The sequence below is a fragment of the Paenibacillus sp. FSL R7-0340 genome, from assembly GCF_038002205.1.
Lineage (GTDB): Bacteria > Bacillota > Bacilli > Paenibacillales > Paenibacillaceae > Paenibacillus > Paenibacillus polymyxa_B.
Map to the genome: position 1 here is coordinate 76,584 of NZ_JBBOBY010000003.1, position 23,711 is coordinate 100,294.

At 47.0% G+C, this 23,711-nt stretch carries 20 protein-coding genes; 5 read left to right on the top strand and 15 right to left on the bottom strand.

Going from position 1 to position 23,711, the window contains the following annotated elements; translation table 11 throughout:
- Positions 1 to 216: 216 nt before the first annotated feature.
- The 5 genes from MKX59_RS26360 to MKX59_RS26380 all read right to left on the bottom strand — a co-directional run bounded on the left by MKX59_RS26360 (position 217) and on the right by MKX59_RS26380 (position 6,622).
- On the bottom strand, positions 217 to 1,635 hold the full coding sequence (locus tag MKX59_RS26360) for a sucrose-specific PTS transporter subunit IIBC (RefSeq protein WP_081326318.1): 1,419 nt from the start codon (positions 1,633 to 1,635) through the stop codon (positions 217 to 219).
- A 67-nt stretch (positions 1,636 to 1,702) separates the two neighbouring features.
- Positions 1,703 to 3,178, bottom strand: a complete 1,476-nt coding sequence (locus MKX59_RS26365; protein WP_028541940.1) for a glycoside hydrolase family 32 protein — start codon at positions 3,176 to 3,178, stop codon at positions 1,703 to 1,705.
- Between the two features lie 184 nt (positions 3,179 to 3,362).
- Positions 3,363 to 4,385: a LacI family DNA-binding transcriptional regulator gene (locus MKX59_RS26370; RefSeq protein ID WP_023986592.1), complete on the bottom strand. Its 1,023-nt coding sequence runs from the start codon at positions 4,383 to 4,385 to the stop codon at positions 3,363 to 3,365.
- Between the two features lie 166 nt (positions 4,386 to 4,551).
- Positions 4,552 to 5,394 (bottom strand): aldo/keto reductase, encoded by an 843-nt coding sequence (locus MKX59_RS26375; RefSeq protein WP_023986591.1) that lies wholly within the window; start codon positions 5,392 to 5,394, stop codon positions 4,552 to 4,554.
- 31 nt (positions 5,395 to 5,425) lie between these two features.
- The gene (locus tag MKX59_RS26380) at positions 5,426 to 6,622 is read right to left on the bottom strand and encodes an MFS transporter (protein ID WP_328801474.1); all 1,197 of its coding nucleotides are present in this window, start codon (positions 6,620 to 6,622) and stop codon (positions 5,426 to 5,428) included.
- A gap of 187 nt (positions 6,623 to 6,809) precedes the next feature.
- Here MKX59_RS26380 and MKX59_RS26385 point away from each other — a divergent pair, with 187 nt between their 5' ends.
- Positions 6,810 to 7,175 (top strand): winged helix-turn-helix transcriptional regulator, encoded by a 366-nt coding sequence (locus MKX59_RS26385; protein ID WP_013308345.1) that lies wholly within the window; start codon positions 6,810 to 6,812, stop codon positions 7,173 to 7,175.
- A gap of 77 nt (positions 7,176 to 7,252) precedes the next feature.
- Here the strand turns inward: MKX59_RS26385 and adhP are convergent, their stop codons facing one another.
- Positions 7,253 to 8,269, bottom strand: coding sequence for an alcohol dehydrogenase AdhP (gene adhP, locus MKX59_RS26390; RefSeq protein ID WP_023986589.1), 1,017 nt, complete (start codon positions 8,267 to 8,269; stop codon positions 7,253 to 7,255).
- A 217-nt stretch (positions 8,270 to 8,486) separates the two neighbouring features.
- Here adhP and MKX59_RS26395 point away from each other — a divergent pair, with 217 nt between their 5' ends.
- A complete protein-coding gene (locus MKX59_RS26395) occupies positions 8,487 to 9,323 on the top strand; it encodes a carbonic anhydrase (protein WP_053324430.1) in 837 nt (278 codons plus the stop codon).
- Positions 9,324 to 9,434: 111 nt separating this feature from the next.
- On the opposite strand, the gene MKX59_RS26400 is transcribed toward MKX59_RS26395, so the two are convergent.
- On the bottom strand, positions 9,435 to 10,721 hold the full coding sequence (locus MKX59_RS26400) for a Gfo/Idh/MocA family protein (protein ID WP_075153566.1): 1,287 nt from the start codon (positions 10,719 to 10,721) through the stop codon (positions 9,435 to 9,437).
- 137 nt (positions 10,722 to 10,858) lie between these two features.
- Here MKX59_RS26400 and MKX59_RS26405 point away from each other — a divergent pair, with 137 nt between their 5' ends.
- Positions 10,859 to 11,695 (top strand): helix-turn-helix transcriptional regulator, encoded by an 837-nt coding sequence (locus tag MKX59_RS26405; protein WP_068938343.1) that lies wholly within the window; start codon positions 10,859 to 10,861, stop codon positions 11,693 to 11,695.
- A gap of 79 nt (positions 11,696 to 11,774) precedes the next feature.
- Here MKX59_RS26405 and MKX59_RS26410 read toward each other — a convergent pair whose 3' ends face one another.
- The 5 genes from MKX59_RS26410 to MKX59_RS26430 all read right to left on the bottom strand — a co-directional run bounded on the left by MKX59_RS26410 (position 11,775) and on the right by MKX59_RS26430 (position 19,473).
- The gene (locus tag MKX59_RS26410; RefSeq protein WP_023986585.1) at positions 11,775 to 12,878 is read right to left on the bottom strand and encodes a hypothetical protein; all 1,104 of its coding nucleotides are present in this window, start codon (positions 12,876 to 12,878) and stop codon (positions 11,775 to 11,777) included.
- 433 nt (positions 12,879 to 13,311) lie between these two features.
- Entirely contained in the window at positions 13,312 to 14,040 is a 729-nt protein-coding gene (locus MKX59_RS26415) for a LytR/AlgR family response regulator transcription factor (RefSeq protein ID WP_023986584.1), read from the bottom strand.
- 414 nt (positions 14,041 to 14,454) lie between these two features.
- Entirely contained in the window at positions 14,455 to 15,753 is a 1,299-nt protein-coding gene (locus MKX59_RS26420; protein WP_069080544.1) for an ABC transporter substrate-binding protein, read from the bottom strand.
- Positions 15,754 to 15,971: 218 nt separating this feature from the next.
- On the bottom strand, positions 15,972 to 18,644 hold the full coding sequence (gene ppdK, locus MKX59_RS26425) for a pyruvate, phosphate dikinase (protein ID WP_340859413.1): 2,673 nt from the start codon (positions 18,642 to 18,644) through the stop codon (positions 15,972 to 15,974).
- Positions 18,645 to 18,915: 271 nt separating this feature from the next.
- Positions 18,916 to 19,473 carry a GNAT family N-acetyltransferase gene (locus MKX59_RS26430; RefSeq protein ID WP_254349129.1) on the bottom strand — a complete coding sequence of 186 codons (558 nt, stop codon included), beginning with the start codon at positions 19,471 to 19,473 and terminating at the stop codon, positions 18,916 to 18,918.
- Positions 19,474 to 19,650: 177 nt separating this feature from the next.
- Between MKX59_RS26430 and MKX59_RS26435 the strand changes: the two genes are divergently transcribed.
- The gene (locus MKX59_RS26435; RefSeq protein ID WP_231517208.1) at positions 19,651 to 20,526 is read left to right on the top strand and encodes a hypothetical protein; all 876 of its coding nucleotides are present in this window, start codon (positions 19,651 to 19,653) and stop codon (positions 20,524 to 20,526) included.
- Positions 20,519 to 21,133 carry a hypothetical protein gene (locus MKX59_RS26440; RefSeq protein ID WP_068938347.1) on the top strand — a complete coding sequence of 205 codons (615 nt, stop codon included), beginning with the start codon at positions 20,519 to 20,521 and terminating at the stop codon, positions 21,131 to 21,133. Before MKX59_RS26435 ends, MKX59_RS26440 begins: the two co-directional genes overlap by 8 nt.
- A 70-nt stretch (positions 21,134 to 21,203) precedes the next feature.
- Here MKX59_RS26440 and MKX59_RS26445 read toward each other — a convergent pair whose 3' ends face one another.
- Genes MKX59_RS26445 through MKX59_RS26455 form a run of 3 tightly spaced genes read right to left on the bottom strand, consistent with a single transcriptional unit; the run spans position 21,204 to position 23,701 of the window.
- Entirely contained in the window at positions 21,204 to 21,659 is a 456-nt protein-coding gene (locus MKX59_RS26445) for a hypothetical protein (protein ID WP_028541927.1), read from the bottom strand.
- A gap of 49 nt (positions 21,660 to 21,708) precedes the next feature.
- Positions 21,709 to 22,671, bottom strand: a complete 963-nt coding sequence (locus tag MKX59_RS26450; protein ID WP_319640919.1) for an ABC transporter ATP-binding protein — start codon at positions 22,669 to 22,671, stop codon at positions 21,709 to 21,711.
- Entirely contained in the window at positions 22,664 to 23,701 is a 1,038-nt protein-coding gene (locus tag MKX59_RS26455; protein ID WP_071559474.1) for an ABC transporter ATP-binding protein, read from the bottom strand. The genes MKX59_RS26450 and MKX59_RS26455 overlap by 8 nt, the downstream gene beginning before the upstream one ends.
- Positions 23,702 to 23,711 lie beyond the last annotated feature (10 nt).

Sequence of the window (23,711 nt, forward strand, 5' to 3'; positions counted from 1 at the left end):
AAGGGAACATTTTCAGTCTATTGAGCGTTTGAAAACGGACTAACGTCCAAAGTCAAATTACGTAACCGGATACGTAATGATAAAGTCTATAAAAAAAGGTCTCCCCACCTGGAAGCTTCTCTAGCATCCCTTTTCAACAAGGGCCAAGAGCGCTCCAAAGTAGGGCGACCGTTATAGTTCATTCATATGCGTATCCGTGCTTATTTTGAAATGATATTAAGTTGAAGAACCCGCTGTTTTGACCTCTTCCAACATTTTATCGTTATAGCCAAACATCCAGGTCAGGACAAACGCTACCACCATAGCAGCCAAGTTCGCCAAAATGTAAAGCGGAAGCTGATGATTCATGTAGAGCAACGTGCCCGGAATGACCGTAACTGCCATACCTGTAGCCGCCAAATGGAAGACCGAAGCGATAAAACCGCCAACCGCACCACCGATGAGGCCCATGACAAAAGGCTTCATGTATCTCAGGTTGACCCCGAAAATAGCCGGCTCCGTAATCCCTAGAAAAGCAGACAACGAGGAAGGAAGTGCTAACGCTTTCAGCTTGCTATTCTTCGTTTTCAGTCCAACCGCCAGACAGGCAGCACCTTGAGCAGCCATAGCGCAGGTAATGATGGCGTTAAAGGCGTTTACGCCGTTCTTTTCAAGCAGTTGAATCTCCAAGAAATTAAATATATGATGCACACCTGTAACGACGATAATCTGATGCAAGAAACCGATGACAATCCCTGCAATACCGAAAGGTAAATCCAGCACAAACGTTGTTCCGTGCAGCACCCATTCTTCGAGTGAATGGAAAATTGGACCGATGGCAAATAATCCCAAAGTGATCATGATTAACAGTGTTAAAAACGGTGTAAGAATCAGATCTAGCGCTTCAGGCACCCGTTTGCGCAGCGCCCGCTCCAGCTTGGCTCCGATCAAGCCCACGAAGAAAGCTGGCAATACTGAGCCTTGATAGCCCACCACAGGAATGAATCCGAACATCGTCAACGGGTGAGCTGAGCCGTCCGCAACACTATAAGCGTTGGGCAAGGCCGGGTTTACCAGCATCAGACCAAGAACGATACCCAGCACTGGACTGCCACCAAATACTCTAAAGGCTGACCATGCGACTAACGCTGGCAGAAAAGCAAAGGCCGTATCCGTTAATACTTGTGTGTATAATAGAAAATTGGGTGAAATGTCCTGTGGCGTCATGCCGAGTAGAGCGAGAATTTGCGGCTGAGTGAGCAAGCCACGTAGCCCCATGAACAGCCCCGTAGCAACCAGTACAGGAATAATCGGTACAAACACATCGCCAAAGGTACGGATGGAGCGTTGGAAGACGTTTCCTTCTTTTTTCGCCTGACTCTTCACCTCTTCTTTAGATGAACCGGTTACGCCAAGCTTTTCGACCTCTTCAAAAATTCGATTTACCGTACCCGTACCAAAAATAATCTGATATTGCCCGGAATTGAAAAAAGCACCCTTGACCTTGTCGATCTCCTCAACTTTTTTCTGATCAATCTTCTCCTTGTCATGCACCATAATTCGCAAGCGCGTCGCACAATGAGCAAAAGATGCAATATTTTCTTGCCCACCGATTGCCTGGATCACTTCTTTAGCTATTTCTCTGTTTTCCGCCATGATGTTCATCCTCTCGTTCATTCCGTTATGTTTGATGATTAACGAACCACTTGATGTTTTAGCCTGCTCATGTAAAATCCCATTTTACCGCCTGGAAGAGAGCCTCTCCCTTGTCGGCAAAAAAGCGTATTTCGTCACTCTCTGGATGCGGAAAAATACGACTGGTGAACACCTCTTCCCCATCATTGACGAAAATCTCAACTGAAGACGTATCTACAAACAAATGTAGTTTGATATGATCTTTATCCCATGAACACTGCCGTACCTCACCATACGAAGTGGCTACAGGCTCACCTGATTGCGAACGGTCCAATACAAGTTTGCGGCTGACGGCATTATATTTAATCACCGTCTTCTCAGTCTCACTCGCACGGAATTCAATACCAAACACCTTAGCGCTCAAAAGATCTACCTCACAGATCAGCTCATAGGCCGTACCTGTAAATCCTTCATAGGTTTTGCTCTCTGAGAATAACGTGTCAGCTACCCGATCCTCACGATTTCTACGTAGCGTAGTTAGCTCAGGGATCGGCCGCTGCAAGAGTTTGCCCTCATGAAGCGTAAGCTCCCTTGGTAATGTCAGACAATGAGCCCATCCGTTCGGATCTGTGGGATATTCGATATCCGGCAGGCCCATCCATGCCACCATAATACGCCGCCCCTGTGGGTCAATCATCGTCTGTGGCGCATAGAAGTCAAAGCCTCTATCGAGCTCGTGGAATGCGCCGTGCTCCAGTCTTCTTGTTCCGGTATCCAACGGCTTGCCGATTACGTAGCCCGATTGATAAATATTGTGATTTTCATCCCCAGAAGGCTCCAAGCCCTGAGGAGAAAAGACCAAGACACCCGCTTCGTTCAGTTCAAAATAATCTGGACATTCCCACATGTAGCCAAACGACTCCAGGCCTGTGCACAATTCTCCCTCAAACTGCCACGTACGAAGGTCGGTTGATCGGTAGAGGACGGCGCAGCCTGTTAAATTCGTTCTCTGGGCACCAATCACACAGTAAAAGCTATTGCCGTCTTTCCATAGCTTGGGATCACGAAAATGGTCTGTATACCCTTCTGGCACATTGGAAATAACGGGGTGCTCCCATTTAGTAATGTGACCATTCTCGTCCATAACAGCCATGCATTGATAAGGATGTCTGATCCAGTCTTCATCTCGTGCATTTCCCGTATACAGCATATATAACTTGCCCTCATGCTCCAGTGCGCTGCCCGAATAAGCCCCATGCGAATCAAAATAATCCCCAGGTGCGATGCCAATGCCGGCACTATTCCATGTGACCAAATCTTTCGATTTCAGATGATACCAGTATTTCATCCCATGATCCGTTCCGAGCGGAAACCACTGATAAAATAAGTGGTATTCACCTTGGTAATATGAAAAGCCATTGGGGTCATTGAGCAAACCTGTCGGTGGCTGGATATGAAACACCTGCCGCCAGTGACATTGCTCCACTTTCTCCTCCAAGCTGGCTATTTCACCGGGCTCTGCCTGCTCGATCATTCGATACTTTTGTTCTCTTGTCATTTTCATAGGTGTACCTCATTTTTATTAAAACTTTCGCCTCAGGAACCGGTTCCAAACCAATGAAAAAAATATTCTATCGGAACCGGTTCCCTTGCGATTAAAAATATATACTCATCCATGGATTTGCAACCGATTCCATTTGTGCCCGAATGCTATGGAACCGGTTTCGAAGAAATTATAATCCACTTGTTCAGCGTTTGTCAACGCTTTCTCTTTCGATAAGGGAATAATTCATGACCGTCACTTTTTCTACCGATTTATGTTCTACCAGCCGCATAATATTTTGCGCTGCTACACGTCCAGCCTCCATATACGGATATTGAACGGTTGTCAGGGCAGGGTGAATGACCTCCGTAATATCGTATCCCCCAAAGCCAGTTACCGACAAATCCGACGGGATGACAATCCCTCTGGAATAAGCCGCATTGATTACGCCCAGCGCGATATTATCCGTAGCACACACCATTAACGATGGCTTGAAATGGTCCAAAATGGCGGATGCAGCAATCCGTGCATCGGACATTTTAAATCCGGTCTCATAGTATCTGATATCATACCCTGCTGCTCGCATCGCATCGTCCGTATGAGACTCAGCAGGCAATGCATCGCGAACAGCCTGCCTAAAGCCCTCCTTGCGTTGCACACCGACGGCAACATCCTTTTCAGTAACACCAACGTAGGCAATTTCGCGGTGTCCCTGTGACAAAACGTACGTGCCGATATCATATCCTGCACGATAGTCATCATGGATAAGGCTATGAAGCTGCTCGTGCTGCTGGCCCACCAGCAACACCGGAATACCGATGTCACGAATCGCGGTCAGATGGTCGTCTGTGATTTGAGCAGCCAGCAAAATGATACCCGAAATCTTTTGTCGGCCCAGCTCATAAATAGCTTCAATTTCACGCTGTACATCCTGGCTCGTATTGGAGATCAGCATCTGATAATGCTGAGAACGCAGCTCCTCATCAATCCCCATCAACGTATGGGATGTCGCAAAAGAATCCAGACGCGGCACAACGGTGCCGATAATGTTGGTCCGCTTCGCCTTAAGACTCTGGGCAAAGGCATTGGGCACATACCCCGTGGCTTTAACCACTTTTTCAATTTTACGTTTCGTATCCACGCTGACAGACCCGCCGTTCAAAAAACGGGATACCGTGCTCTTGGATACACCAGCCATTTGGGCTATATCTGCAATCGTCTTATTCATGAAGTCCCCCGGAGATTTTTCATATTCATATGCTTCCAAAACGTCTCTTTTCACATAACCCTATAATACCATATGGCGGGATTGGATTGCTGTGGCTCCAGACCCATCATGCACAAAACGCCGTCCCTTCTGAAGAAGGAAACGGCGTATCATAATGAACGTAATTTTAAAAATCAAAGTTATCCGGATCTGGACCTACTCGAAGATCGGCATTTAACGCCTGAATTCGATCCATATCCTCGCGCGTCAGTTCGAAGTCAAAAATGTCGGCATTTTCGACGATCCGATGCGCCTTGGTAGACTTGGGAATGGTGACAACTCCCTGCTGCACATCCCAGCGTAAAATCACTTGCGCCACCGATTTGCCATACTTGGTCGCTATGTCTTGCAGTACCGGATGATCGAGCAATTGGCCTTGCATTAACGGAGACCAAGCTTCCATTTGAATGTCATTCTTTTGACAGAATTGCAACAGCTCGGCTTGGGTTAATTGTGGATGGAACTCCACCTGATTGATCATTGGCTTAATTTCAGCATCCTTCATGAGATCTTCCAAATGATGAATCTGGAAGTTGCTGACTCCAATCGCCTTAATCCGTCCTTCTTTATACAAGGATTCCAAAGCTCTCCAAGCTTCTTTATACTTTCCTTGAACTGGCCAATGAATCAGATATAGATCCAGATATTCCAGACCCAGCTTGTCCAGACTGGCTTCATAAGCTGCTCGTGTCTCTTCATAGCCTAAATCTGCATTCCACACTTTGGACGTGACGAACAGATCTTCTCTGGACAGATTATTTTCCTGAAGGGCTTCCTGAATAGCCTGCCCTACACTGCTTTCATTCGCATAGATTGCAGCTGTATCTATACTGCGGTAGCCATGCTTTACAGCAGCCTTTATAGCATCGACCAGCTCCGAACCTTCTTCCACTTTAAATACCCCAATGCCAAACCAAGGCATGTGAACTCCGTTGTTTAACAATGTTGTGCTTTGTAAGTTTTGTGTCATTTTGTATCTTCCTCTCTATTTTTTAAAAGCTTTAACCTGTAATGGGGGTTGTATCCCTTTTTTCGAGCATACGACTCCAGCCTGTGAGCAGAACCGCAACGAAAACCATAATGCTCCCGATCCAGGCCGTATGAATGAGACCGAGTGAATCCGTTACAATCCCGCCTACATAAGCTCCGATGGCTATCCCTGCGTTGAAAGCTGCAATATTAACAGCAGAGGCAACATCGACAGCTTTGGGTGCAAACCTTTCGGCCAACATGACTACATATACCTGTAGCCCGGGCACGTTCATAAACGCAAGCAATCCCATAAAGAAGATCGTAATCAGTCCTGCCGTTTTAAAAGGTGCCGTGAACAACAGGAGAAAAAGGATCACTGCTTGAATCAAAAACATGTAAAACAAAGCTGAAAGCGGCTTGCGGTTGGCTGCTTTTCCGCCAATGACATTACCGATAGCAATCGCAATTCCATACAGCAAAAGTATAAACGTTACCGTACTTTGCTGAAATCCGGTTATGTCGTGAAGTAATGGAGATAAATAAGTAAATACCACAAATGTGCCTCCATACCCCAAAGCTGTAATGATAAATGCGAGTAGCAAGCGACCATTGGTAACCAGTTTGACCTGCTCGCGGAAAGGAGTCTTGTTCCCTTTGCGCAGCGTAGATGGCAGCAGAATCAGATTGGCGATGAGTGCCACTACACCGACGACCACAATCGCCATAAATGCTGCCCGCCAACCCCATTGCTGCCCAATGTAGGTACCCAAAGGTACGCCTGTAACCGTGGCTACGGTCAAGCCGGAGAACATAATGGAAATCGCACTCGCTCGCCGATCATCCGGCACAAGATCGGCCGCGATGGTGGAACCGATGGACATGAACACCCCATGGGCGAACGCCGAGATCACACGTGCAATCAGCAGCAAGACAATTCCGCTAGAGACCGCAGCGAGGCTGTTACCTGCAATAAATATAATCATGATCCACAGCAGCAACGTTTTACGGGGAACACTTGATGTTAATGAGGTCAAGACAGGTGCCCCGATGGTGACCCCTAATGCATACAGCGTTACAGTTAGTGCAGACATCGTTACAGATATGTGCAAGTCTTCAGCAATCAGGGGAAGCAGTCCCACGCTGATGAACTCGGTTGTTCCAATCGCAAAGGCGCTTACGGCTAGAGCCAGTAATGGCCAGATACTTCGTTTTGATTCTGGCGACATGTTTTTCACTCCTATCTATAGAAATCTTCGACCAGCAGATGTTATTATGAGTTATTCAAGCAAATATGAACAGTACGTACTTTTTAGTGATATAGGTACTAAAAAGTACCCTAAATAAAGTTCTTTTTGATCAAAACAGACTGTTAAGGTATGTATAACAGAAGCGAAACACATGGGGGGATCGGCATTGGGGAAGAAAAAATACAATATTTCTGTTGAGGCGACGTTAGAGGTGATCGGAGGGAAATGGAAATGCGTGATTCTGTGTCACTTGACACATGGAAAGATGCGGACAAGCGAATTAAAACGGATGATGCCTTCCATAACACAAAAAATGCTGACTCAGCAGCTTCGTGAATTAGAGGAAGACGGCATTGTCAATCGGATTAGCTATAATCAGGTTCCACCCAAAGTGGAGTACGAGCTTAGTGAATATGGATGTAGTCTGAAAGGCATTTTAGATTCTCTTTGTGCTTGGGGAGAAAGACATATTATTAAAGAATACGGGGATAAGTCTGCGGTTTTGGAAGATAACATTCTGAATAAGCTGTAAAGCCAAAAAGAGCGCCTGCAATACATCAGCAGGCGCTTCTCTCTCCGAATTCCAAGGGTTACGAATTGGACATCATTTTAATTTGTGAAATCGATGACCATGCGTCCTTGGATTTTGCCCTGCTCCATCTCCTCGAAGATCTCATTAATGTCTTCGATCGGACGTTTTTGTACAAGAGGGACGACTTTACCTTCTGCAGCGAACTGGAACGCTTCTTTAAGGTCTTCACGAGTGCCGACCAAGGAGCCAATAACTTGAATGCCGTCCAGAACCAGACGTGGAATGTCCAGATCCATCTTATCAGTTGGAAGACCTACAGCTACAACACGCGCGCCAGCCTTTACAACGTCGATGGCCTGGTTGAAAGGTGTTTTGGCAACAGCAGTAACCACGGTTGCATCCAGACCAGCACCGTTTGTTAGCTCCTTAGCTCGGGCGACCGGATCTTCTTTCATGCTGTTAACGATATAGTCAGCACCAATTTGTTTAGCCAGTTCTAGTTTTTCATCACTGATGTCAAAGGCTACAACTTTAGCATTGAATACATTTTTGGCATATTGCACAGCCAGGTTACCCAAGCCACCAATGCCGAAGATACCGATCCATTGTCCTGGTTTGATTTCACTTACTTTAACTGCTTTATATGTTGTAACCCCTGCGCAAGTTACACTACTTGCAGCAGCAGGGTCAAGACTATCTGGTACTTTGACCGCGTAGTCAGCTGTGACAATACATTGCTCTGCCATTGCACCGTCTACCGTATATCCGGCATTTTTAACTTCACGACACAGCGTTTCCCGCCCGGTTAGGCAATATTCGCAGTGACCGCAGCTTTCGAACATCCAGGCAATACTTACGCGATCACCAATCTTAAGACTGGTTACTCCTTCGCCTAATTCAATGACTTTTCCAATACCTTCATGCCCCAGAACTCTGCCTGTGACATCACCGAAATCTGCATTTTTCACATGTAAATCTGTGTGGCAAACTCCACAGTATTCGACTTGGACTAACGCTTCCCCATGCTTCAGGGAGCGTAAAGGTTTCTCTTCTACACTGACTTTCTTGTCTTTTGTAACAATTGCTGCTTTCATGTAGATCTCTCCTTTAATTAGATATGGAATTATTTTGTAATGCACACTTCATTATTATAGTAATTTTTGCCCAAAAAGGACAAATATAAATCTAACTTAAAACTATTTAATCGAAAAACGCTTCTTTCTAAGTCCTTGGACCCTTGTAGGAACTTTGTACAATAATTTACAATGTAAAAAGTTTCACATACTCTATTTGGAAGAAGGATAAAGAAACATGAAAAAAAACTGGAAAGGTTGCCTGTTCAGCATATTTGCCATTATCTTGGTCGCGTCGGTAACAGGATGCAATTCACAGCCCGCCATTTCTAGTACCACCAGCACTTCATCCTCATCGGCTAACAACGCTCATGCAGTTGTTCAGAAAGGCCCACACTGGTCCTATGCAGGAGAAGAGGGACCCGAGCATTGGGGAGAGCTGGAAAAAGATTTTGTTGCTTGTGGTAACGGCCACGAACAATCTCCTGTCAATATAGAGCATACCCATCTTGAAGCATCGCAAACGCAGCAACCTCTGCAAGTTCATTACACCAATACGAAAGCATCCATTTTAAATAATGGGCACACTGTGCAAATCAGTGTTGCCGATGCCAACAATAACATCGTGCTGGACGGTACTAAATTCACTTTAAAGCAGTTTCATTTTCATCACCCGAGCGAACACCAAATAGATGGTAAAAATGCTGAAATGGAGCTTCATTTTGTCCATCAAAGCGACAACGGAAGCACAGCAGTCTTAGGGGTCCTTATCCAAAGTGGCAAAGAAAACAAGGCTTTCAACCGCATCTGGTCCAAACTGCCGAAAGATATTTCCCAAGAAGCAGCTCTGGATGAAGAAATAAATCTCGCTACGCTGCTGCCAAAAGACCTGCACTCCGTTCGTTACAACGGATCGCTGACTACCCCGCCATGCACAGAACATGTCAATTGGACAGTGCTGGAGCAGCCTATTGAAATGTCCGCAGACCAAATCAACCAGTTTGCTGCCATTTTCCCCGATAACCATCGTCCTGTACAACAGCTGGGAACCCGGGAACTGACTGCCGATAAATAATAAAATAAAGTGCCGTAAGATGTAAGGTGCATTCTATATATAAATACAACCCAAAAGCCCCCTCTATTCATCTAGTTAGAGGGGGCTTTTCGGTATTAAATTTACTGCTCATTACAAGCGCACCAGTTCCTCCACCTTCACCGGCTGACCTGTACGCATAGAACGGTTGGCGGCGATGCCTGTTAAAATGGACCATGCACCGTCGATATGTGAGGCCGCACGATGAAACCGATCCTCTGCCGGCTTATCAAAAATATCACGCAGCATAACTGGATCTCCTCCGCCATGCCCCCCCTGGCCTTCCTCCACTTCGACCTCATAAGGTGCTGCAAAGTGGGGATAGATGGTGATGGTCTTCTCTTTTAGTGCACCCTCATCTGCCTTGCTGCCGCCGGAATTAACATAGGATTGCTCGGATACCCGAACCTCCATCCGTCCCTTTGTGCCGTTAAATACGATGATAAAGCCCTCCCAAGGCATGTAAGCATTCAGTGAATAGTTCATCACCGTCTTGTTCTGATACTTCACCATGACACTCAGCGTATCTTCAATGCTGATATTGTCGCCAAATACGCTTTGATCCCGCACATAGCCATCCTCATGCTCAGCATCCAGATACATGCTTTTTAGATGTTCGTTACGGTCCAGATGTAGCGCAAAGGGGTCATTTTCCGCTGCCTTGCTGCCGTAAGCCCGTTGATAAAACTCCGTCACGCCACGCTGCTCCGCATTTTCCCGTCCGTAAAATTTCAGATCCCCCATCGCATACACCGTCTCCGGTTTTGAGCCAAGCCAGAAGTTCATCAGATCAAAATGATGCGTCGACTTGTGCACCAGCAAACCGCCGCTATTGCGCTTGTCCCGGTGCCACCGACGGAAATAATCGGCGCCATGCTGTGTATTCAGCAGCCATTCGAAATTGACCGACAGCACCTCTCCGAGCGTCCCGTCCATGATCAGCTCACGGATTTTCGTATTATGTGGCGCATAGCGGTAGTTAAAGGTGACGCGCAGTTTCCGTCCCGTGCGGTCTATGGCATCCAAAATGTCTTGGCATTTATCTTCATCCACCGTCATCGGCTTCTCGGAAATGACATCACAGCCCAGCTCCATCGCCCGGATAATATACCGATGATGCACCCGGTCAATGGTCGTGACAATGACGATATCTGGCTTCGTCTCCGCGATCATCCGATCAAACTCGTGAGCTTTATAGGTCGGAATCGGCTCATGCTCGTATTTCTCCTGCAACAGCCGATTGGCATAATCCATTCTCGTCTGATTGACGTCACAGAACGCGATCAGCTCCGAGGTATCTTTGAAAACGGTAACAACTTCACCGTAAAAAAATTCGGCTCTTCCTCCGGTACCCACAAGTGCATATTTGATTTTAGGCAATTGGTTCACACCCTTTACATGAATTGCTTTTATTTTATAGTATAAGAAAGAGCGAAATCTTCGCTTTTATTATGATTTTTCCCGTAAAGTGTACATATATTATCCTTATGCATTTTTTATTAAAGGAGACTATCGATATGATCGCTACACCCCGTTTTGCCATCGAGCAAGCACTGCGGAAGGTGCCATTCAGCATGTCTGCCGACCATGTCCACCAAGCGCACGAAATCTATTATTTGCTGGCAGGAGAGCGCTACTACTACATTAATCAGCGGGTATACGCGCTCCAGAAGGGCGATCTGATTTGGATCAGCAAACATGATTTTCACCGTACGAGTAACAAGGGTAGTGGTAGCCATGAACGGATTTTGATTAACTTTGATGAAGAATTTGCAGCCTCGTCAATGAATGTCTCTCCCTCCAGCGATCAGAACCAGCTTCTTCTGCCAGAAAAAAGCTTTCTGCTTCGCCCCTCCGCGGAAGAACAATGCGAGCTGGAGCATCTATTCCGGCAAATGCTAGATGAATACCACCAAGAACATGCCTACCGCCAACTATATCTCCAAAGCTTGCTACTCCAGCTCCTTATCCGCATCCGGCGCATACAATCGGCCACTGCCGATACCATTGCACCGGAACGTAGCGAAAAGCAGCAGCGCGTGTACTCGGTCATTGCATACCTGCATGCTCATTATGACGAGAGCCTGTCGCTAGATCAGCTGGCTGAGCATTTTTATATTAGCAGCACATATTTGTGCCGTATTTTCAAGCAGACAACAGGTTTTACTTTAGTAGAATATCTTCAGGATGTGCGGGTGCAGCAGGCTCGTGCGTATTTGAGAGAAACGAGCTGGAAAGTAACCTCCATTGCTGAAAAAACGGGCTTTGACAGCATTGCTCACTTTGGTCGTGTATTCAAGCATCTTACCGGGCACACCCCGCTACAGTACCGAAAAAAATACAAAAAGGAGTAGAGGAATGCCCCTACTCCTTAACTCCCATCAAGGTGATGCCTTCAATAATTTGCTTTTGGACAATGATGAAGATTTCGATTTAAGATATTTTTTGTAGCTTGGTAAGCGAATAGGTGCGGCCACCATCTGAAGTATAAAAATAATTGAATGGACTTAAGAACTCGCAAACCTGGAATGTGTCCAAATTAATAACGATGTAATTAGGACCATACGAAAAATCGGCTTCCCCTGTTCCAAAGGTTCTCGGAGTTTGAAGACCCGAAGGATCGGTGTAATCCATAATATGGGTTACATCTCCTTTTACATTACGATAATAGCTGTTACTATACAGCCATGACCCCTTATTGATTTCAATCAGTAATGCATTTGGAGCAGAATAGGGTGCACTACTGGAGAACGACCCCAAATATACGCCCTTTACTTCAGCTACTGAAATGCTCATATCTCTAGCGGAATACCCATTTGGGGTATACCAGGTTTCGTGGTTTTCCCAATTGAGTCCCGTTAAGATATTATCTCCGTTGCTGCGGATCGTTGAAAGATCATAATACAATACGACTCTGGAAAGGTCAGCTGTACAATTGATAATGGCAGAGGCACCCGATGGATTGGAAGCATTCCACATCAATTTATAGCTGCCTTTTTCTTCACCTGTCGCAGAACCAATTACAATCGCATATTTACCTGCCGGGATATTAATGTATGCTTGACCTCCGTTTGCTTTAACACCCCATCCAGTAGAACTGCCTAACGAGCCGTTGGCATTGACATTGTACAGAATAGCCAACAGATTTGGATTGCTGGAATCCAGCTTTAGGAATGATAGCTGCTTTGCAGTGAGAGAAACCGCGTAGCTATCAAATGAATCACTGAGAGTGCCATCTCCTACAAATACAGGTTCAGAGATACCCCATGCGCTTTGCGGTTTAACGGTTCTGCTCTGGGTTGAATCTGTGGAAATCTTTTTCGCTTCGTCCGGAGATATTTCATCTAGATTTTCAAATTTTTGAGTATCCATTGCAGAATACGGTATCGAGGACATGGATTGAATTTCTGCCTTCTTCGTCTCTTCCTTAGCCGCTTGCGACGTTGTTTCACTTGCCGCGAAAGAGGGAACTACTGAAACACTGTACATGAGCAGTATTGCCAAAATAAAACTAACACTTTTTCTGACAAATTTCATAATGTACTCCTTTCACGATTGAGATACTTATTTTCAAAAAATTAGTAAGCTTCGTTCTAGGAAGTCATCTACATGATCATCTCTAAGATGCATAACGTAAAAGTCTATATCACTCGCATTCTCCTTTCGTAGTTTTGAATATGAGTCAATCGTTTCTTCTGTTGTGTCTAGATTATTAAATAGTACAGAAGAAATTTCAATGGACTGGCGTAGATAGTATGTTGATGTCGTAAACAGCATGAAATACGAGTAAATTTCCGTCCGGACAACTAAAAGAGGGTGTCGCAAACCAGCTGTAAATTAGCTGTTTCGCGGCACCCTTCATTAATTTGGGCATGCCTTTCTGATGATAGGACTGATTACGCCAAGGGTATCAGTACGACGCTACATTTCGTTCAAAAGACTTCAAGGAAGCATACTGTATTTATAATATTCACTGCAATACATCATCTGAATATACCTCAAGCAGGTTAGTAATATAATTCCTGCTCACAGGGAGATTGGTAATCTCATGACCATTAAAAATATCGACGGAATATGGATAAGTTATTTTTACTCTGTAGATTTTAGATTTTGCAATTACATACGACCTATGTATCTGGATAAAATTTTCACAGCCTAATAACTGCATCACTTTGTTTAAGGTTCCTCTAAGATAGATTTCCTCTTTTGTTGTATGATAGATTATCGTATGATTATTCACTTCCACAAAAACTATATCACTTTGACGAACACTATTTATGGTGGACTCTGCTATGATAGTGAACACTCGCTCCGGTTTTTTTTGCTTCACTACTCTATCCAAAAATAGCGAAAGTCGCTTCTCGTCAATAGGTTTTTTCAAGAAGCCCATTGCTTCCACTAAATATCCGTCAATAGCACGAGCAGAATCAACGGTAACAAAAATGATAGGTACCCGATTGCCCATTTTTCGGATATGCTTTGCTGTAGTCATCCCATCAATATCTTCTTCACTACTTAGCGAAATATCGAGCAAAACTACGTCTATATCTATGTGAGCATTAAGATATTGAATTAATTTCTGGGACGAATAAAAATCAGCACATTGCAGCTCTATATTTTTATTTAAAGCCCACCGAGATATAGACGCTTTTAACGCATCGCGCCAATAACATTCGTCTTCACAAATTACGACCTTCACGGCATACCACTTCCTTCATTTGTACAGTTAAGATACAAGTGTTGAAAATTTATGGTCGGTGGCTACAGCCTGCGGGGCTTTACCGAATTGCTTGATATGTGATTCTATGACGGGGACGGGCAATTCATCTTCAGACGGGTTTCCTTCATAATACGGCGTAGCACGAGACGACTTATTTGGAATCTTTTTTCCCTCGACAACAACAACTTCTACATGGGCGACTCGAATTCCTTGCTTGTTTTTAAGGCGAAACTCTGACTTTTTAAGGGGTAACTAATCAGAACCTGGAAAACAATTTTTAACAAAAGCTTAACAGACCCAGAAGCTGGGGGCCAATGAAAAGGCAGCCCCACAGCGCTTGATGCTTTTTCTGCATCTTGTCACCTTCCTCCCCGGTCACAGCCCATCCCGTGCCTACTTGACCGCCTTGGATATGATCTGATTCAACTTTTCAATGGTTGCCGCAGCATCCTGCTTGCCCAGGAACATCAGGTCGATGGTTTCCGTGATATCCGAGTTCAACCCCGGCACCTGAGCATCATAGGCCAGTGCAGATCCATGAGCATGCCCTATGTTACATCCTTCAGTCAAATAGCTTGAATGCTCAATTGTCGCCTTTTTCTTAATGCTCTCATCTGCCGCAGCAAGTGTACCCATGGCATTCCCGCCTTCAACTAGCCGCGCCTCCTGCCCCTTCACAGAGACGTAGAATGCTGCCAGCTTCATGGCCTCTTGCACATGCGGACTATTTTTGTTTACAGCTACATAGGCAACCGGAATGGCGACGGGCTCATTCTTACCGGTATTGGATGGCCAGTAGATATAATCGAAGTCGAGGCTTTTATTTTGACTAAACAAGGGCTCCAGCCATCTTCCCGCCGCCAGCATGCCGACTTGATTGGACATGAACATCGCGTCAGCCCCTTGCCCTTTGGGAAGCGAGCCGAGATATACCGCATTTCCCTTTTTCACCATATCGTACATAAAACTGAAGGCTTCCTTGCCCTTTTCATTGTGGTCCAGCACATATTTGCCTTGTTCATCAAAGATCTGACCGCCATTCGACCACACCCATGAATACCAGTGAGCCCACCAGTTTTCCGCAATATAACCCTGCTTTCCAGCTGCCTTCAGCTTGGATGTAACCTCCTCAAAAGCATCCCAGTTCCACTTGCCTTCGTCATAGTATTCTTGCGGCGTCTTCACGCCTGCTTCCTTAAATACCTTTTTGTTGTAATACATGACCATCGGGTTGGAGTCGGGAGTGACCCCATAGATTTCCCCGTCACGCTTTGCCGGTCCCCACAATCCTTCCGGAAAATCCTCAGCCTTCACATCACTCGCATCACTATTTAAAAACTCACCCAAAGGCTGCACCTGCTTCGCCCCGATCAAACGCGCAATCGTCGGTTCATACGCATAAAACACATCCGGTCCGCGACTTTCCTGAAGCTGTGTCAGCAGCTTTTGCTCATATTGGTCTCCCGGCACAGGCACCAGCTTAACCTCGATATATGGGTTTTCCTTTTCAAATGCATCCAGCGCCCGCTGATACACCTTCACCTCCGCAGGATTACCCCAAGCCAGCATCGTAAGCCGCACTTTTTGCCCGTCTGTGTTCTTTATTTTGGGAGAGGTACTGCATGCCGCTGCAAGCAAAAACAGAACGCTGAGGAAAAATCCAATCTTTATCCAGCTCATGTAATTGTCCACCTTAACCGCCTCCTGTAGCTTCACTTGGTTGTATGTCTTCTTTTTTTGAAACGCTTACAAAACTTTCCCTATCATCATATGTAGGAGGGCGAGACACGATATCCCCATTTTCATTTCTATATAAAATTTATTGTTCTCGACGAGATCTGCATATCAATGTTGCTGTAAAACGAACAAGGCAGCCTTTGAAGCAAGGCTGCCTTGAATATGCTAATAAGCTACAAAGCGGACAACGATCCCTCAGGTTGTTCCGCTCTGACAAGCAAAGCTGCTTGGGCAGCGGCAATGCGGGCAAATGGCACCCGGTACGGTGAGCAACTGACATAGTCCAGTCCGCTGCGGTGACAAAAGAGAATAGACTCACTATCCCCGCCATGCTCGCCGCAGATACCTGTCTCCAGAAAAGGCTTTTTTGCCCTGCCTTTGACAACAGCCCATTCGATCAGCTTGCCTACGCCATCCTGATCCAACACCTGAAAAGGGTTCGTTTCCAGTATGTTTTTTTCCATATAGGAGCCGAGGAATTTACCTTCAGCATCATCTCGACTGTAACCAAAGGTCATTTGCGTCAGATCATTGGTTCCAAAGGAGAAAAAGTCCGCGTACTGGGCCACGCTATCTGCCAGCAGGGCTGCTCTTGGAACCTCAATCATGGTGCCCACCCGATACTTGAACCACTTAAATTCCTCGCTAAGCACCTGAACGGCTACCTTATCAACCAGTTCCCTCATTTGCTTGAGTTCATTGGAGTGACCGACCAGCGGAATCATAATCCCCGGTCTCACATCCACGCCCCTGCGTAGTGCCGCTTCCGCGGCCTTAAAGATCGCTTCAATCTGCATGTCGTATATCTCTGGAAACAGAATGCCCAGCCGAACACCGCGCAGACCCAGCATAGGGTTAATTTCCCGTAGTTCATGAACCTTGGAGATAGTGCTTTTAAGACGCTGGAGCTCCTCCGCATGGCCGCCGGAAAGCACAAGCTCCCGATGTCGCTCCTGAAGCTGTTCCAGATTCGGCAGGAACTCATGTAACGGCGGGTCCAGCAGGCGAATCGTCATCGGTAAACCGTCCATCGCACTGAACATAGCCTCAAAGTCAAATTGTTGCATTTGGAGCAGACGATTCAAATGAAGAATCCGCTCCTCCTGATCATCGGCCAAAATCATCGCCTGAACGATAGGTAGACGATTGCCAGAGAAAAACATATGCTCCGTCCGACATAGCCCGATGCCTTCGGCTCCAAATTCACGGGCTTTGACTGCGTCGAGTGGCGTATCCGCATTAGTGTAGACCTTCAACGTCCGAATGCCGTCCGCAATCTCCAGCAGCTTCAGTAACTCCGGTGTAATAACCGGCTCATTGAGCGACAGACTGCCTTGGTACACCTGTCCGGTGGTCGAATCGAGTGAAATATCCTCCCCTTCCTGAAAGGTCAGGGTACCGATACTGACGCTCCGACTGCTCAGATCAATGCTCAGCGCTTCACAGCCGCAAATGCAGGGTTTACCCATGCCCCTTGCAACCACAGCAGCATGGCTGGTCATCCCACCTCGACTCGTCAGCACCCCTTCGGCGGCAATGATTCCGTGAACATCATCGGGTGAGGTCTCCACACTGACCAGGATGACTTTTTGCCCATCCTTCGTCCAGTTCACTGCCGTATCCGCGTCGAATACAATACGCCCACTCGCTGCGCCAGGCGAGGCTGGCAAACCTTGGGTAATTGCCTCCAGCGGTGTGGAAGTATCAATGGAGCGATGCAGCAGCTGGTCCATGTGGGACGGTTCGATCCGCTGGATAGCCTCCTCTTTGCTGATAATCCCTTCCTCCACCAGATCCACAGCTATTTTTACAGCCGCCTGCGCCGTTCTTTTGCCGCTGCGCGTCTGTAGCAGATACAAATTGCCTTTTTCAATCGTAAATTCGATATCCTGCATATCCCGGTAATGACACTCCAGCAATGAGGCCAGCTCTTCCAGACGATCATAGACTAGCGGCAGCTCTTCCAAAAGTTGTGGAATAGGGTTAGGCGTTCTTATTCCTGCCACGACGTCCTCTCCCTGAGCATTTACCATATACTCACCGTACAGTTCCTTCACACCTGTGGAGGGATTGCGGGTGAAGAGCACTCCGGTTCCGCTATCGTTGCCGAGATTGCCAAACACCATGGCCTGAATGCTCACTGCTGTTCCTTGTTCATCTGGAATGCCGAAAGCCTTCCGGTAAACCTTGGCACGCATATTGTTCCAACTGCGGAATACAGCCTCCACCGCCAGTTGCAGTTGCTGATACACATCCTGTGGAAACGGCTGTCCACTCCGCTCTGCGACAAGATCTTTATAATTTGCGATCAGTTCCTTCCATTCTCCTGCGCTAACCTCTTGGTCACTGACACGCCCGTTGGTTTGCTTGCTCTGCTCCTGAAGCTGATTAAAATGGATGGAGTCTATCCCTAGCACGACCTCGCCGAACATTTGAATAAATCTGCGGTAACAGTCATAGGCGAAGGTTTCATTTCTCGACTGTTCTGCCAATCCACGCACGGTTTCATCATTCAGACCCAGATTCAGAATCGTATCCATCATACCGGGCATTGAGGTTACCGAGCCTGAACGGACAGATACCAGCAAAGGCCGCTCCGTATCTCCGAATATAGCCGACTGCGCTTCCTCAATGTCGTGCAGGGCGATTACGATCTCCCCCAATAAGCCCTCCGGAAGCTTGCCGCCTGAAGCAAAGTAGGCTCGGCACGCCTCGGTGGTCACCGTGAAGCCGGGAGGGATCGGGAGACCCAGTGTCGTCATTTCCGCGAGATTAGCGCCTTTTCCTCCTAGTAGCGCTTTCATCCCCAACTTACCTTCGTTAAATGAGTACACTCTTTTCAGCATTAAATTCATTCCCTCCACTTATCGAGATACATGCCTGAATTAATCTATATGTCTATTTAAAGTTGTAACACAAATCAGGAGGAAATTTCAATATATATGACGTAATATATACCTATAACATTCATTTATGATGTTTTAATTAATGAATAAACTTATTTATAAAACACTTTAATTCGGAATTAGACGTATATCGGGATAGAATGACACGACTTAAAAAAACAAAAAGGACATCTGTTTAGACGTCCCTTTGCTCAGCTCAGATTTTATTTTTCTACATCTCTGTTAGCCTCTTTTCAAAAATATTATAGCCGTTCGTTTCGCCTATATACGTATAACCGCATTGTCTGTAAAACTCGCTAAGCTTGTCATTGCCCGCAATACAGTCTAAACGGATTCGATCCTTGCCTGTGAAGTGGATGCCTTGTCCAATCCATTGCATCAGCTCACGGCCTAGCCCTTTCCCAGTGCTATCGCGATCCACAACCAAACGATGCAGATATACTGAGGTTCCTCCTTCAGAATCCGTTTCGTCTAGTCCCCACAACTTACGGTCCCATGCACTGGGCTGCTGCTGCAAGATCACTGCGCCTGCCAGGCTATGATCCTCTGATGCTCGGAAAATAACCACTTCTCCGCGTGCAATAGCGCCGCCCAAGTTGTGATCATCTTTTCCTTTTAGTAAGCGTCCCCATTGTGTGGAGCCTTTGCTGTGCAGCCATCTGGCCGTCTTTAAAATTAACTCCTGAACCTCAGCCTGATCTTCAGTGCTTGCCTGAAAAGCCATTAATTCTGGTGTGACGGATGATTTGACAATAGTCATTGATGTCATGCTGCACCTCAACTCTCAAATTTTCCTTATGTATAAAATATAGCATAAAAAATGAGCGTCTAAATCTACAAAATCATCCTCTTCATTACCTCTATAATATAAATACGGCTATACTCTTATCGATCATTTATGGTGAAAAATGTAACCTTTCTAATCATTTTAACCGATGATATCCGTATGAGAAAAGATGGAAAGGTTGTGAATGAGGTGCCAAGCCGTAATCCATATCTCCTCAAAAAGATATTTGGCATAAACAAAGAACGTATACTCATCTTCGCGCTGCTGCTGATCCCGGCTATCGCTGCCTTTATTGGAACACGGCCTATGCCTGCACAGTATATTTTGCAAGGAGAAATGCATCCGGTCAAAGATCTTGGCGTTCAGGGAAGCGTGTTTTTTGCGTCTGTTCAAACGGGTATTGCTAACAATCTCCTGGAGCGTTGGAATGTATATTCCAGTGAAAATGTATCCGGGGGAGCGATTACATTTGAACCCCTTGCCCCTGATGAAGTGGACTCTTATTTGAAGGACCTCACAGAGACGGACACGCTAAAATATTCTGCCATGCAAGCCGTACATGCAGCGACGGAATTAAGCGTAGACAGCGACACAGCTGAGGCTACGGCGACGTTCTCGAATCTTAGCAAATTGGAGGATGCTCGCTATGCGGAGCTATTGACTCATTTGCAGGATCTTTCGGGAAATTCCTTGGGTCTGATGACAGGCATCGGACTGTATGAGGAAGCCAATAACATCGACTTTTCAGATGGCGGACGTCACAAAATCGCAGGCTCTGGCACGATGGAAGAATACGGAGATGTCGGATCGGTCGGTGGACTGGAGCAAAAGCTGCTGGGAGCCGAGGCTGCAAAGGTTGATCTATTTTTCGTACCGGCAGATTATGAATGGTACGGTGAGGAAGGCAACGAAGCAGAAGCTGCCCGAGTCCAAAAGGAGCATGGACTCAAGCTACGCATTATCCCCGTAGAAACACTGGAGGATGCTATCGTGTATTTGAAGCAACTAGACTGGGAGGAAGTACATCTTGAATGATTCAGATTCCAAAGCATTCCCGTCCAAGACAGCTGGCAGTGTACATCAAGCCTTACTAGCAGTGGGCACTATGGGTGAATTTCTCATCCTTATTTTTACGTTAGTGTATATTTACGCAAATGATTTTTATTACGATCATCTATACGAGCTGGAGCAAAAATTTACAGTTTTTAGCTTTGTTCTGTACTACATGTGTTTTGTAACCTATCTGATCTGGCTAGTTCAAGTACATAAAGCCATCCGGCAAAAGCATTCCGATTATCCGATTCGTACCGTGGGAGCCATTGCTCGCATGATTCCTTTTATTAACTTGTGGGGATTCTCCAATACATTCACCCATATTTATAGGTACTTTGCGCTCCACCCCGAATTGGAGCGCAAAGCCCGTTATATTCAAAAGATGATTGTTCCGCTATATTTTGTCTGGTTTGGTGAAGGGATTATTAACCGGATTCTTATCTTACATTTTTCCCATATGGAGTCGATGTCCATGTTGCTGGGAGCTATCATGCAAACCACCAGAATGGCCTTCTTTTACTGCATGACACGGGTCATTCACAATAGTCTGGTCATGCTGAATAAAAAAGATGAAGAAGGATTGCATTAAAAAAACGAGCTGACCTCCACGGTCAGCTCGTTTCAATTTCCGGTAAAGTGCGTTACTCCATAAACAATATTTAATTCGTCTGTGCAGCAGGTACAATTCGGTATAATCCTGAAGTCTCGCCAGCCGCGGGACGTAATTCCTGGATGAACCATCCTAACGACAGCACTCTCTCCAGCCGATCATACTCAGCCTTCGTCAGTTCGGATGTAACAGCTTCGCTTCCTTCCTCCAGTGACAGCTCAGGCTCCCGCCCGAACGCAACGGCAATCCACGAACGAATGCCCCGGATCGTATTGTACTTGATCTGATATCCGTCCGTTACCGCGCTGACAAACACCTCCGGCTCTTTGGACGCCAGTCCGGTGACAAGCTCTGTATAATCAAAATCGGATGGTCCGTCCGTTGGCAGCTCATTTTGCTGCACCCGACGGATTAATTCGTCTTGGGACCAGCCTAAAGAGCGTAATGATTCCAGCAAGAGTGCGTCCCATTGGGAAATACGTACTCTTTTCGTCAATTCAGTCATCGTTTTTTACCTCCTTTGGGTCATGCACATCGTACAACCGCTCTTAACCCTAACGGTTAACCGGGTATGCTACATAATGGCCGGGACTGATTTCTCTCAACTCGGTTGCACTGTTGTTATCCTTGTCCCATACTAATGAGCCGTCTGGTTGGGCCAAGCCTCCCCCCAGTCCCTCCCGCTCTCCGACTGCTCTCGGATCGGGCACAGGGATGGAGGACAGCAGCGCCTGCGTATAAGGGTGAGCGGGCTGCTCATACAACTCATCTGCATCAGCTACTTCTACCAGTCGTCCATGGTACATCACACCGATTCGGTCTGAAATATGCCGCACCATCGACAAGTCATGGGCGATGAACAGGTACGTCAGCCCGAACTCCTGCTGAAGATCCTCCAGCGTGTTAATGACCTGCGCCTGGATGGACACATCCAGTGCCGAAATCGGCTCGTCACAGACGATAAACTCGGGGTTCACGGAGAGAGCACGAGCGATGGAAATCCGCTGGCGCTGCCCGCCGCTGAACTCGTGCGAGTAGCGATACAGATGTTCCCGCTTCAGCCCTACCTTTTCAAGCAAAGCCACTACAGCATCCTTACGCTCACTCCCCTGATGCAATCTGTGAATATCCATCGGCTCACCGATCAGGTCAAGCACGTTCATACCCGGATTAAGAGAGGAATATGGGTCCTGAAAAATGCTCTGAATGCGCCGACGCAGCGGCTTGAGCTGTTTGTCGTTCAGCTTGGAAATATCCTGACCGTCAAAGCGTACCGTACCTTCTGTATAATCGTATAACCGTGTCAGACAGCGTCCAACCGTTGATTTCCCACTACCTGACTCACCAACCAGTCCGAACGTCTCACCACGCTTGATTTGAAAGCTCACGCCATCCACCGCCTTGAGCACCTCAGAGCTACGCCCTAACAAATCCTTTGCGGTCACAAAATGCTTCTTAAGCTGGTGTACCTCTACCAAGGGCTGATGCTCATCCAATACATCGTTTGCTTCACTCACCGTTATTCCCCCCTTCCGCTTGCCCCGCTTCGGGCATCTCGTAGACTCCAGCAGGCACTGCGTCCGGCTCGTTCAACCAGCAGGCTGCTCGCTGATCCGGGCGCAGCTCCACCATCGGCGGCCGCTCCACACAGCGGGCAAACGCATGCGGGCACCGTTCCATGAACGGACAGCCCGATGGCGGGTTCAGCAGGTCTGGCGGCGTGCCCTCAATCGGCACCAGCCGCTCGCGGAAGCCGTTCGTGCGCTGGGGCACAGAACGCAGCAGGCCCTGCGTATACGGGTGGCCCGGACGATAAAAGATATCGTCCACGCGCCCCTCCTCCATCACCATACCGCCGTACATGACGATGACACGGCTACACACCTGGGCGACGACGCCCAGGTCATGGGTGATCAGAGCAATCGACATGTCGGATTGCTGCTTCAGCGTCTTGAGCAGCTCCAAGATTTGCGCCTGAATCGTCACGTCCAGCGCTGTAGTCGGCTCATCTGCAATCAGCAGCTCCGGGCTGCACGAGAGCGCCATGGCAATCATCACCCGCTGGCGCATCCCGCCACTGAATTGATGCGGGTATTGGTTCATTCGGCGCTCCGGCTCGGTAATGCCTACTTGTCGCAGCAGTTCTACAGCTGCTTGCGTAGCCGCTTCCTTGCTCAGTCCTCGATGTCTGCGGATCACCTCAACCAGGTGATAGCCAACCTTTTTGACCGGATTCAGTGAGGTCATCGGGTCCTGAAAGACCATCGCAATCTGGTTTCCGCGTATTTTGCGCCATTGCTTTTCCGTCAGAGCGGTCAGACTTTGTCCCCGATAACGGATATCGCCGCTCAGCCGCTTGCCCGGCGGGGCGATCATCGACATGATCGCTTTCGCTGTAACACTTTTGCCGCTGCCGGATTCTCCTACGATTCCTACCGTTTCTCCAGCATCAATATGAAAACTAACCCCTCGAACTGCCTGATTTTCCCCTTCACGAGTGAAAAAGGAGACTTCCAGCTGTTCGACGGACAGTAGATGTTCTGTCATTGTGTTTTCG